This window comes from Nostoc sp. C052 (assembly GCF_013393905.1).
In the GTDB taxonomy this organism is placed as follows: domain Bacteria; phylum Cyanobacteriota; class Cyanobacteriia; order Cyanobacteriales; family Nostocaceae; genus Nostoc.
The window spans coordinates 1,658,648-1,671,788 of sequence record NZ_CP040272.1; the positions used below are offsets into that span (position 1 = coordinate 1,658,648).

Sequence of the window (13,141 nt, forward strand, 5' to 3'; positions counted from 1 at the left end):
ATTCTCCAGCACTCCAATGATGGATTTCTCCTTAACGACTTTACTACTAGCATCTGGACAGATTGAGAGCAAAAATTATCCCATGTCTATTACAGTCGCGCTAGCAGTGATTTGTTTGCTCATCATTGCAGTTCTTTGGCTGCCTAGTATTTTGAGTAAAAACTAATCAAGTTGGCGAGCAGCGAGTCGAGCAAACAATCCCTCCTGATGGATCAACTCCTCAAACGTTCCAGTTTGCACAATTCGACCTGCCTCCATAACGTAAATGCGATCGGCATTGCGAATGGTACTGAGACGATGTGCAATCACAATCCGAGTGACGTTTAAGCGATCCAAGCTCTCAGATACAATTGCCTGGGTGCGATTGTCGAGCGCACTGGTTGCTTCATCAAATAAAATAATTTTGGGACGCAATACGATCGCCCGTGCAATTAACAATCGCTGCCGCTGTCCTCCAGAAAGATTCATTCCTCCTTCGCTAACCACTGTGTGCATTCCCATCGGCATTTGTTCAATATCCTCAGCAAAACCAGCCATCCGCGTAGCTTCCCAAGCTTGGCTCAAAGAGATTAATGCACCTCCTGTAATATTTTCAAACAGCGATCCGGCTCCGATCCGTCCGTTCTGCAAAACAACACCACATTGTCGTCGAACGGATTGAACATCTAGACCCGTCAAATCTTGACCATCGTAATACACAGTCCCGCTTAACGGCATTTCAAATCCCAGCAATAGGCGAAGCAACGTAGATTTGCCACTTCCAGAGGGACCGACCAATGCTACAAATTCCCCCGGATTTGCCATCAGGCTCACATCATCTAGGATGAGTGGGCCATCTTCCCTGTAGCGAAACACCACACGATCCATCTGAATCTCTCCCTGTAGACGACCTGGATCGGCTTGTTCTAAAGAGCTTTCAAGCGAAGTATGGAGAATCGGTTTAGCCCGCTCCCACAGAGGAATGATGTTGAGAAGGTTAGTTCCTGTATTACTGAGGCTAATGACTCCACCTTGAAAGGTGCCAAAAGCGGAACTAAACGCTAAAAGAGCGCCAATGCTAAAGGGTTTGCCGCCCTCCTGTTGTGCAGCTTCAGTGAGCATCATGATGAACCAGTAAATCATGACAGAGCTAAGAATCGGTAAAGCCTCACCGACGACGGCTACTCCGTTATCGATGTGTTGTATTCGAGCGTGTACCCGACTCCGCTGGCTAAACACTCTTGCCCATGCTCCGAATGCTCGATTTTCGGCAGCAGCAACTCGTAGCTTTGCGACCCCATTGATTAGCTCTACATTCAGTCCATTGAGTTTACCGCTCAATTCTTCTTGCCGACGATTCAGACCTAATAGTAGAGTGCTAGATACACCTGTGAGGATGACTGAAACTAAGGTAATGCCAACAGCGACAGCGGAGAGTGGAACGCTGTAGATCAGCATCAGACCTAGATTTAAGAGTGAAAAAATAGCATTGAGTAGGGTACGTTGAGTTGCACTACTGAGATGTTGGCGAATTTGATTCACCGCCATCATGCGAGTCAGCAGATCCCCCATGCTATATTTCCGAAAGAAGGTCGTTGGCAGTTGCAATAATCGATCCCAAACGGCTGGCTGGAGTGTGGAATCGGCTGCATTTTCGACCCGCAGACTCAGTAATCCTTGAGTTAAGCCAAAGGCAGTTTGACCACAGGCAGCAGCAAATAATGCCAGTCCTAGTTGCCATACGGCTGCACGATCGCCTTCAGGAATTGCCTGATTAATTAATATCTGAGTGACCTGGGGAACGACCATTCCCAATAGCGATCCCAATATCCCCATTAAAATAATCAAGAGAATCTCTTTGAGATATCCTCTGAGCGCGAACGTTAGAATACTGGGAATCCGCCCAACGACTTCTGGCAGGGGGCGGTAGAGCATGGACGCACTTTTGCTCAAAGTTTTTGCATAAGCAGCATTGACAGGAGTGCGACTGAGATCAATGGGATCAAAGGCAATGTAGTATTTACCGGATTGGAGGAGGGCGATGGGTTGTCCTTCTAGGGTGTAGGCGAGCAGTGGGCCGTGTTCTTCGTTCCACCATTCACCGACAAGCTGCACAATGCGGGTACGAAATTTAGAGGCGTGGGCGATCGCCTCTAATGGATCTTTCAACAGGTGAATATCTTCCGACTCAGCGGGAGGGCGTAAGGTGATTCCCATTGCATGAGCGACTGCTCCTGCTGCAACCAGTAGCGGCGAACCATCCTGAGATATCTCCACAGGGGTTGCTTGCAATGGCGATAGCAGGTCATTCATTGCATGATAGAAAATCTGCTGATTTAATCGTTCGCGTTCCTGAAAGCGGCGGAGTTCTTCTGCGTGATGTTGTTCTTCTAGGTGTTGTAAAAGATGCTGTAGAAAGCGATGAAATTGTTGCAGTCCAGATAGTAATTCGTTTGCTCCATCCCTTGCAGATTGAGAGAGCATTTCTGAGAAGGATAAATCGGTGAGGGAGACAATCTGGATCTCTGTGAGATGATCTGCGATCAGATAGGTATGGGGCGTGAGCGGAAAAATTGGACTGTTTGCATCAAGTGTGAATGCTTCGAGACCCAGCCAACGCACCTGCCCGTGCTGAATCTTAACCCATTGCACGGTTTGGCGATTGCCCTGCAAGACCTGCTGTTTCAACAGCGTATAGTATCTTGCAGAGGTTGCCGTGAGAATTTCACCTTCTGAACGATTTAGCAACGATTGATGACTTAGCCATTCGTCCCAGTGGCGAATCCAACCTTCGATACCATCTGCTAGGTGGGGCTCAATCGGCAATTTAGTAGACAGATCAGCGGCGATTGCTTGCACATTACTTTCTTCTAACGCGATCGCAACGACACTTTTTCGCTCCGATGTCATACCCCATAGTAGTTCACCCGCTTCAACGGTAAATAGATATTGGCGATCGCTTCTCAATTGAGCCTTCTCATCCAATTCTGTCGAAAAGACGACGAGCGTACCAGATTGCACCCACCAGATATCCTGTTCCTGAGTGAGCAACAGGGGAGTGTTCCCTTTGAGTAAGCGGGGATTTGAGGACAAATGAGACTGAAGCATAGAGGGTTATTCCTACGCGATCGCGTTTTCTTGTTCTTCTGTTTTGGTAGCTGTTGATAACAGGTCTTGATAAGTTCCAGGTTGCTGGCGAAGTTCATCGTGAGTGCCCCGCTGCACAACTTTTCCCTTGTTCAGCACGATGATTTCATCGCAATCGCGGATGGTACTAAGACGATGCGCTACCACAATGCAAGAGCATCCTCTGCGGCGCAAATTGCGATCGATGATCAATTCAGTCTCAGCGTCTAGGGCACTGGTTGCCTCATCTAGCACTAAAATTGAGGGATTCCACACCAAAGCACGCGCAATTTCAAGCCGCTGTCGTTGTCCACCGCTCAAGTTCATTCCCCCTTCAATCAAGGAGGACTCATATCCGCCTGGCATTGAGATAATCAAGTCATGAATGGCAGCATCCTGACAAGCTCGTACTATATCTTCCAAGGGAACCGTGGCATCCCACAGGGTCAAATTTTCACGCACCGTTCCAGCAAACAGAAAGATTTCCTGTTCGACCATTGCCAGCGAATTGGCTAAAACCGTCCGAGGAATGCGAGTGTACTCAATCCCATCCAATCGAATTTCACCCTGCCAGGGTTGGTACAATCCTGTGACTAACTTGGCAACAGTAGACTTTCCAGAACCGCTACCCCCGACCAAAGCGACTCGCTGACCTGGGTGAACAGTCAGACTAAAATCGTCAATCAAAGGAGCTGCCATTCGGCTATAGCCAAAGGTGAGATGACTCAATTCAACTGTGCCTTTTAAGCGAATATTTTGAGCAGTAGCTTGCGGAGTGGATGCGAACGACTGCTCACGAGTCACCATAGGATCAACTGGATTTTGCAAAACATCATCTAGACGATTCAAATCCGCTTCCAGGTCTTGAAGCGTAGTGCCAAAGTTCAGCAGAGAGTTTACAGGGCCCAGAAAGCTCTGCGTCAGTGATTGATAAGCCATCAGCATCCCAATACTCAGACTGCCACCCATAATCCGAAATCCACCGACAACTAGAATTGTGGTCGTCGCCATCGCTCCGAGCAAAGTCGGTAAAGTGGAGAGCATCTGGTTCGGCACAACCGCCTCTTTCTGTGCATTGATCGTCTTGGCGTAGGAACCTGCGAATTTAGCGAACACATCGGATTCTAGCCCTGACGCTTTTACGCTTTCGATCGAGAGCAAAGACCCCACAACCATCCCCAAAGCCTTACCGCCTTCCTGAGCCAGTTTGCTGTTTGCATCCTTACGACTGGTAGCTAGAAATCTAAGCAGCACCAAATTGAGAATGGCAAATGTAATAGCAACTAGCGTTAGCACCCAATCGTAGGCAAACATAATGACCGCATAAAACACAATCATCACCAAATCGATCGCGGTGGTTCCTAACTGCCCAGTAATTACCCCAGAAACTTTATCGTTCAAAGCACTGCGGTTGCTAATTTCTCCAGCATAACGCTGGGCATAGAAGCTAACAGGTAAGCGCAAAATATGCCAGAGAAAATTGCCTGCCATTGTCGTTGAGAGTTTAATCGACAGGCGAAGCAGATAGTTTAATCGCATCTGCGCTAATAGTCCCTGAAATAGTGCTGTCACGATCATGGCAATTAATAACGGACGTATCCATTCTTGACGACCTTGAACAAGCACTTCGTCAACAAAAACTTGGCTAAAAACAGGAATTGCTAGGCGGGGTAACGTCAGGAGTAATCCTGCAATCAGGCAAAACGCGATCGCCTGCTGAGAATGTTTCAATCGACCGATCAAGGCTGATAAAATTCCCGGTTTCTTTCCTCCTGGCTTAAACTCAGATCCCGGCTCTAGGACTAACACGATCCCGGTATAACTCTGGCTGAATTCTTCCTGCGAAACCTTTCTGCGTCCTGATGCTGGATCGTTCAGGTAAACCCAATTCTGCGTAAAACGCTCGACGACTAAAAAATGGTTAAAATTCCAGAATACGATACAGGGGAAGCGCACATCTACAAGCTTCTCGATCGGCAGCTTAAACCCCTTTGCTTCCAATCCATAAAGCCGGGCTGCCTTCACCATATTTGATGCTTTACTCCCATCTCTTGAAACTCCGCATTCGCGCCGTAGCTCTGATAGTGGCACGATCCGCTGATAGTAAGCTAAAATAATCCCCAATGCCGCTGCTCCACACTCAGCATTCTCCATCTGAATCAGCGTTGGCGTTCGACTGGTATCGAATCCAAATCGATTCCACCTGGATCTAATTCTGGATAAAAACTGGGTCATATTAGTAGATTCCTGTCCATGACCGAAACAACGGAATCACATACGCAATCGGAGCAATCTCACCCGTGCGAACCTGAACGCTGGCAGTGGTTCCTGACGATAGATTTTGTTGCGGCCCACGGGATGAACTCCATTGGTAACCGCTAAAGGTTGTACTATCGGGCGTAAGCTGAATGGCAACCTGTACTGGAGCGCTACTCCCTGCTAACTGTTGAGCTAGCTCGGTGTTCCCGACCATTGCTCGGACATTCTCTAACCCCACCGGATAAGGAGTCACATCACTCACCTTGCCAATGATGCCACCAAACTGCTCTCGCTTTGTTGTACTCGGCGTGATCTGTGCCGCCATTCCTGCCTGAATTTGCTTTCCATCGCGATCAGGAAAAAAAGCTAAACTTACCAGTGGCTCTGCTGGATTTTCTGCTTGAATCGAACCAATTAAACTCCCTGCCTGAATGATCTGTCCAGGAGTTGTCGTGACTTCCAGCACTCGACCATCATAAGGACTCACAATTTTACCCTGACTCGAAAGCTGCAACTCTAACTGAGCGATTTGCCGTTTCACTTCATCTACTTGATTTTTGTCCGTAAAAACTTGTTCCTTTTGTTGTTGTAATTGTTTAATCTCTTGCGATGTCAAATCTTCTAATTGTGCTTGATTTTGTTTAATAGAAGTTTGATTCTGTAGATATTGCTGTTGAGTTTCGAGTTCTTTTAATCGAAGCTGTTGCAGTTGCGCTTCTAGATCGGTTATCTGAGTGACTCGGTCGAAGTATTCCTGTTGAACTTGAAGCAAGGTATCTTGACTAATCGCTCCTGCTGCAAGTAATGACTGTCGTCGTGTCACTCGCTCTTGTGACACAGGTAATTGTTTCTGAAGTTGCGATAATCGTAAGGTTAGTCCAGCCCGATTCTTTTGAATCGAATTCAATCCCTGTTCTCGCAGGACAGGAGCGAGTGCTTGAGCATCACTTAAACTCTTTTCTAGAATTCGCCGCTGCTGTTGGAGATTTCGTTGTTGTAACCCTTGCTGCTGCTTTTGCAAAGTTGCTCGTTCGCGGGTTTGAGAGAGTAGTGCTGCTAACTTTTCTTTTTGTTGCCGCAACTGTCCCTGAAGTTGGGATTGATCGATCGTCCCGATCGCCTGCCCTCGTTTCACCTCCATCCCAGCCTGAATATTTAAAGTCTGAAGCTGTCCACTGCTAGGAGACTGGAACTGAACGACTCGACGGGGACGCAACAGAATTGCTTGCCCAGTCACCGTAATGGGCAGCCGCCCGAAGATGCTCCATACTAAAGTGACAACCAAAAATGTCCCGATCGTTGCTAAAGGTATCCAGGCTTTGGGGTTGACAACCTGGATCAGTTGATCGAGCTGCTCTGGGGATGAAATTCGATCGAGCGCTTCTTGTCGAAACAAGCTTTTTTTAGGATTGTCCTCTTTTTGAGTCTCCTGCATTATCTACCTCGTACTTTCAATTGTTGTAGCATCCAATCAAATCGCGCTCCCCCAACGTTAACGACATCGAGTGTATCGAGATTGAGTTCATCCTCATACTGCACTGTACTAGATAACGGCTGTCCAACCCGATAAGCAGTCGCAGTATAACCGAGGCGATCGATAAATGCTTCCAGTCGATCTGCATTCAAAATCGCTAGCACCCGATAGAAACGTGCCCCCATTGCTAGGTCTTGTTGAAGTTTGAGTGACAAGTGGGGTTGGGGAATTGACAATAATACTGAAGGCACGGTTGCCTTAACGATAAAATTAGATAGACGCGAGTTCAGAAGCGCAGTTTCTCCCGCGATCTCACCTCGACTCACCCGGAGAATTTGGCGACCGCTCGGTTCATTTTCGTCGCCTCGTAACTGGCTAAAAATCTCATTGAGGGCGCTACGTTTCTGTTCAGTTGCGGCAACAGCAAGTTCCCCACTCAGGACTACATAGAGCTTTTCGACTGCACGACCTGCCTGGATCAACACCTGATGAGCAATCGCTTCTTCCACAGTTCCCTGTTCAATCATCCAGTCCACATCACTATCGTGCAGTTCTCCCAAAAATACAGGAGCATCTTGCACTGTCGAGATTTGAAGTCCTCGACGACGAGAAAACTTACTAAGGACTTGCTCAAACCGCTGGAGTAGAAGGATCGCGATCGCTCGATAAAATCGGCTGGCAAAGGCTGGATCTTGACTCAGTCGAGCTTGCATTGCTGGGTAGGGCAACTCCAGTACTTCACAATCCTGCATCGCCCGAATGGTCATCGGAAAGGGAGTAGATCGAAAGAAAGCGGTTTCTCCTACAATCTCTCCAGGTGAGAATTGAATCAATGACTGTCCCATTTCTGGATCAGTCGCTAAACTATCGGCAACGGCAGCGACTAATGATCCCGTTAGCAAAATGTAGCAGGCATCCAAAGGTTGCCCCTGCTGAATAATCGATTGATTCGCAGAGAAATGACGTTTATGCCCTCTCTGAGCGATCCAGTTGATGTCACTGTCCAGCAGTTCTTCTAACAACACTTCGGTCATAGCTGCCGTTTCTCACCTCTTGCATAAAATCTGATCGACTGTGTGAGCAATGAATGTTTGTCCTGACTCTGAAGCAAGGTCAATTAAGGTGGATTGAGTGAGTGCGAGAACAATAGCAATCTCTTGTTGGGGGGTTAGATACGCTGTGCGATAGGCACGATCGAATTGCTCTAGATTTTCAGCCGATCGTTTAACGAGAGTTTGCAATCCTTGAAAGGCTCGATCTGAGAGACTGGGACTGCCTCGATAATTTTCTAATCGTCCTCCCAATCGATAGTTGGGGTACTGCTCTAATCCCATAAAGCGCAGAAACCAGTCTGCCCGGTAATATCCAATCGCAGCAACAATTCCACGGTAATCTGCAATGAGTTCATCAAGTAAATGATTTTTCATCGACTTCAAAAATCGCAGGGTGAAGTAGTGTGTACATTCGTGTTCCAAACGAATGATGAGAGAGTAAGCACTCCATTCGGCTTCTGTCAGATCTAGTTCAGCCGCAGTCACATGACTGTAGGGTGCTGTACTCAAGATCATGAATCGATCCTGATACAAATCCTTATGTGGAATCAGTTGCTTAAATTCTGCATTCCAATCGGACTCACTCGGACTTTTACCCTGTTGTTCAATCCACTGGTTTGTCCACTGGTGGCGATACCGAAAAACTCGCTCCCAATTATTATAGCCACTTACCATACAGGCTCCCATAGACAGCGGAATTGGAGTGGGTTCATTGCGTCGTGTCAGTGCTTGTATGAGCATCACAAAGTCTGCTCGACACCCTGCAATAATCACAGGGATTAACCCTGCGATGCTGGCATGGATTTTTAAACTGAGTTGATCGGGGGCTTGAAAGCAACACCCCTCAGAGCGTTCTATACCTAAATGACTTGTCTCATCAATATCATTTCTCGACCTGACAGCATTTGTGCTAGGGCGAACCCCCTGTCGAGTAGCAGCCTGATAGTGTGCTGTTTCACTCATACCGCTTTCAATCGGGAAATGAAGCTGAACTAAATATTGTTTTAGGACGGTTGCCACTCCTTGCGTTTGCGCTTCCTGTGCATATTGCTGCCAAGCTTCGAGGTACGGTTCTGAAGTCTGTGAGAGATCGGATTTAGAGAGTGCCTGAAGCGCATCTAGAGGAAGCTGAGTAAAAGTGTTTTGGTTATAGTTAAGCAATTCTTCAGACACCGCTTCAATTTCAGGATGACTCATTCTCTCCAGCAATTCCAAATTCGGAATGTATTGCGAGATACAGATGAATTCACAACAATCGGCATTATGATCCTTGCAATTTAAACTGAGATTTTGACGAATCATTTTCCGGACATACACATAATTCCTGTTTTGTCTATATCGAAAAAACAAGGACTATTACTGCAATTAATTCTGGCAAAAGAGGCTGAAATGCCCTTCTGTCCTTGAATTTGGAATTGCTGCATTCTCTGAAACTGAAGAACTTAAGTGCAAACTGGGCGTATATTTGAAGGCATCAGTCTTTCTTATGCAAAAGTAGTATGAACGGAGATAGCCCCATCCAATTGGTACTGTTGAAACCAGAGTTTAATTGAACGATGAAACCTGCACAAAGTTGAGCTTTGAGAATGACATCTTTCAGCAGTATCTATCGCTCTCAGAATATCACTAATCTCAAAAACCCTGGTACATTGCCTAACTATTTTTACTTAACTTTACGGTTCCATTGATAGTTGTTTTCCGATAGTTATCGCAATGGAGTGAAGGATCAGCGGTAGAATGAAGAAGCATTTGAGTTCATTCAATGAAGTAAGATTCACGGCGCTATACGATTTGGGACTGGACGTTGCGTGACTGATGAAAAGCAAGCAATACCTCTCGTTTACTAGCACCTCAGTTCAGTAGATCCAATGGGGATAACAATATATGGCTAAGATTATTGCGGTTCACTCATTTCGTGGAGGCACAGGCAAGTCAAATACAACAGCAAATTTAGCAGCGGCGATCGCTCTATCGGGTAAGCGTGTGGCTGTGATTGATACTGATATCCAGTCTCCTGGCATTCACGTTCTATTTGGATTAGAGCCAGATCGGCTCAAGTATACGCTGAATCACTATTTGTGGGGAAACTGCGAGATTGCCTCTGCTGCCTATGATGTCACCCCTACTGAAATTAAGCAGGCGAACGGCACGATGTTTCTCATTCCCTCCAGTACTGAAATCAGCAGTATTACTCGAATTTTGCAAGAGGGGTATGATGTGCGACTGCTCAAAAATGGATTCAGCGATCTGATGCAGACGCTAAAACTGGATTACCTCTTCATTGATACCCATCCTGGACTAAATGAGGAGACGTTACTTTGTATTGCGATTTCTAATATGCTGGTGGTGATTTTGCGCCCCGATCGTCAAGACTTCCAGGGTACTGCTGTTTTGGTCGATTTAGCTCGTAGACTGAAAGTGCCAAATCTCCTAATGGTGGTGAATCGAATTTTGCAACGCACCGATCTGGCTGCATTGAAACAGCAGGTGGAATCTACCTATGAAGTGGCTGTTGCTGGATTGTTTCCCAATAGTGATGAGATGATGCAGTTGGCGAGTAGCGATTTGTTCTATTTACGCCATCCAAATCATCCCTTGAGTCAGGAAATGCAAAAGGTTGCACAACAGGTGATGGTCTGATTGCAGGTTGTGTCGTAAATATTTTTTAGTCACAAACGAAGTATCTCTTTCGTATTCCGTTCCTTTTGGTTTTTTAATCGCTGTTTCACTCAATCGATGAATTTTAGTAATTCCTTGATAGCCTTTATCCGCTATGACTTTGATTAATTCTCCAAATTTTACTCCACTGCTTTTAAATAGTCTAAAATCATGAATTCTCCCCTTGCCATAAGCTTGAATCTCAAGCTCTTTCATCCCAATTAGACAGCTATGGAGTGGAGCCGATAGACCTGTACGAGTAAAAACCATCTTTTCAGCAGAACTTGCAGATTTTCGTCGCCATTGAATGTATTCGATAAAACTTGTAAAGATTGACAATCTCTCAACCAGTATCGATACAATTCACACCGCAACTCGATCTCACCCCGCTGCACTCGAATTAACCCCATCTGGTAGAGTTGACGTACCTCTAGAGAGTTTGCGTTGATGGGTTCGTTCATCAAGATTGAGAGCAGCACAGGAACCAACTTTGGGTTTTGCTCCAAAATCCTGAAGTGTTGCTGTAAGTGATGATAGAAGGGATTGGACTCTGTAAACTCATGATAGAGAAGCTGATCGAGAGATAGAGAGTTTTGAACAATATGATAAAGCGCGAGTCTGATCAGATGCGGATGACCACTGACTAGGGACATGAGTTGTTCTAATTGATGAGTTGTCCAAATGAGTCCGTGACGATCGACTAGAATACTGACCTGACCCATACTTAATTCGGGTAGCTCGACTGCTACTCCGATATTGAATGGAGATTGATATAGATTGAGCGGCACATAATGTTTCATGGAATAGACTAGAATCAGCCGCAACTTCTGCCACAATTCGTTGTATTTTGATTGTTCGTACCAGGAACATAAGAGCGCAAAAAAATCATCAGCAACATTTGGGTAGGCAAACAGTAAATCTAATTTGTCGATCGCAAGGATCAGTGGCGCTTGAAGTTGAGGCAGTAGAACATTTTTGAAATAATTTTGACAACTGATTTTGCTGCCGTAGGTGATATCCCAGTAGTCATTCAATTTTGTCGGCAACTGGAGACTACTCGCAATATGAGTGCAGAGCCACTGCAAAAAACGATCGAGATGTTGTAGTGTAGTCTGATCGACGAGTTGTATGTCAATTGAAACACAGAGATACCCCTGCTGTTTTGCCTGAAGCAAAATCCGATTCAGCAGAGTGGTCTTTCCCATCTGTGAGGGTGCTTGGAGCCGAACAAATCCGCCAGGTTGTTGGAGTACCTGATGGCACTTGGTTTCGATTGCAGGATGTTTGATATAGAATGGAGAGTCAAGTTTAACAGGACCATCAGGAAACTCTAGGAAGTCTTCAACATCAGGCACTCTAACTGTCGGTAAAGTCGCCTGAGCAACCCTTTTTAGAAGTTCACTACTACGTCGCTCCAAGATCGCTCTTAATGTTTTTTTACTCACAGGTTCTGCTAATACGGTAGAAAGGAGTTCCCAAAGTTCAGCGCCAACTTTTTTAATGTGGGTTTCCGAGCAGTGAGCAGTTTGAGCAATGTCCTGATAGCTTTGCTCCATCCAAACTCCGTGAAGAATCAGGGTTTGTAGTGTATTGAAGTGCTTACCAACTTGTAAATTAACTGCATCGTCAAGAATGTGGAGTAAGCGTTCCAGATCGATTGCGCGATGGGAGGAATGAGCAGAATATTGAGGAATCTTCATAGCATGTTATGGCAGTATAAATAGAGCAAATGTTAACTTAAGCAAATAGACAAGCTTCACCGATCGTTCCTCTGTCACCCTGATGGTATGAGAGCGGAAAGTATGGATGAAGTCTTTAAATCGTCGTGGCGTACCGATTCGCAAATCCGAAGACCTGCGAGAACTTGGACTTGATAGCAGGCAAATCTAACAATCCATTAGGGATTGCTTTAGGTCGCGATCGCATACCACCGTGAACAGAGGCAATGACTGAACCCCGATGAGAAAAAATATAGCAAGATTAGGATACTTTTTAATACTTTACACCTTATGTGAATTAAAAACGCCCAAGCTATAGCTTGGGTTTCAGGCTGTGGTTTAGTTGACGTATTTAAGCCTTTCCAGACTCCAACTCACATCAGCTGTACTTTTTGATTCCTGGCTGAAGTTCAAGTGATTCTGCTGAATGAGCGATCGCGCTTTATTGGAAGTCGGCGGGAAACTCCATCCCCAGTTGTCTGTAGAGAGATAGCCACCCGTCTGGAGCATTGGTGAATCTTTGCTATACTCTATCTCCTTGGAGATGGAGTATTTTATTGTTCGTGTTCTACGTCTTTACATATGTTTTTAATTTTCCGGTGCTTTTCGCCAAAGTGGATACCTGTTGATACCAGATTTCACTTTTGTTTTACTGGAGTCTCTGGTAAAAACAATACAGGGTTGGCGTAGAGGATGTTTTGTCCAAGGTCTTCAATCGTTCACCCTAAAATCTGGAATTCATAATGTTGATGACTCTGAGCGCCCTTGGAGTCGCTATCTGATTTGTGAAGGTTAAAGTATTCCACACCTTGAGGGGGCTTTCCCCCAAATATTAAGTGGAACTCCTTCATCTTCTATAGCTTTTGCTGTATTAG

At 45.8% G+C, this 13,141-nt stretch carries 8 protein-coding genes and 1 pseudogene; 1 reads left to right on the forward strand and 8 read right to left on the reverse strand.

Annotated elements, in window-relative coordinates; translation table 11 throughout:
- Positions 1-162: 162 nt before the first annotated feature.
- Genes FD723_RS06685 through FD723_RS06705 form a run of 5 tightly spaced genes read right to left on the reverse strand, consistent with a single transcriptional unit; the run spans position 163 to position 9,087 of the window.
- Positions 163-3,087, reverse strand: coding sequence for an NHLP bacteriocin export ABC transporter permease/ATPase subunit (locus tag FD723_RS06685; protein ID WP_179064618.1), 2,925 nt, complete (start codon positions 3,085-3,087; stop codon positions 163-165).
- Positions 3,088-3,099: 12 nt separating this feature from the next.
- The gene (locus tag FD723_RS06690) at positions 3,100-5,340 is read right to left on the reverse strand and encodes an NHLP family bacteriocin export ABC transporter peptidase/permease/ATPase subunit (protein WP_179064619.1); all 2,241 of its coding nucleotides are present in this window, start codon (positions 5,338-5,340) and stop codon (positions 3,100-3,102) included.
- A 1-nt stretch (position 5,341) separates the two neighbouring features.
- Positions 5,342-6,799: an NHLP bacteriocin system secretion protein gene (locus FD723_RS06695; RefSeq protein WP_179064620.1), complete on the reverse strand. Its 1,458-nt coding sequence runs from the start codon at positions 6,797-6,799 to the stop codon at positions 5,342-5,344.
- Entirely contained in the window at positions 6,799-7,872 is a 1,074-nt protein-coding gene (locus FD723_RS06700) for a cyclic nucleotide-binding domain-containing protein (protein WP_179064621.1), read from the reverse strand. Before FD723_RS06700 ends, FD723_RS06695 begins: the two co-directional genes overlap by 1 nt.
- 12 nt (positions 7,873-7,884) lie before the next feature.
- Positions 7,885-9,087, reverse strand: a complete 1,203-nt coding sequence (locus FD723_RS06705) for a hypothetical protein (protein WP_179064622.1) — start codon at positions 9,085-9,087, stop codon at positions 7,885-7,887.
- 687 nt (positions 9,088-9,774) lie between these two features.
- Here FD723_RS06705 and FD723_RS06710 point away from each other — a divergent pair.
- Entirely contained in the window at positions 9,775-10,530 is a 756-nt protein-coding gene (locus tag FD723_RS06710) for a MinD/ParA family protein (RefSeq protein WP_179064623.1), read from the forward strand.
- A gap of 59 nt (positions 10,531-10,589) precedes the next feature.
- Here FD723_RS06710 and FD723_RS06715 read toward each other — a convergent pair.
- The 3 genes and pseudogenes from FD723_RS06715 to FD723_RS06725 all read right to left on the reverse strand — a co-directional run.
- Positions 10,590-10,737: pseudogene (locus FD723_RS06715) on the reverse strand (IS5/IS1182 family transposase); the annotation flags it as partial.
- A gap of 32 nt (positions 10,738-10,769) precedes the next feature.
- Complete coding sequence (locus FD723_RS06720) at positions 10,770-12,248, reverse strand: AAA-like domain-containing protein (RefSeq protein ID WP_179064624.1); 1,479 nt, start codon at positions 12,246-12,248, stop codon at positions 10,770-10,772.
- Between the two features lie 357 nt (positions 12,249-12,605).
- Positions 12,606-12,776: a hypothetical protein gene (locus tag FD723_RS06725; protein ID WP_179064625.1), complete on the reverse strand. Its 171-nt coding sequence runs from the start codon at positions 12,774-12,776 to the stop codon at positions 12,606-12,608.
- Between the last annotated feature and the right edge of the window lie 365 nt (positions 12,777-13,141).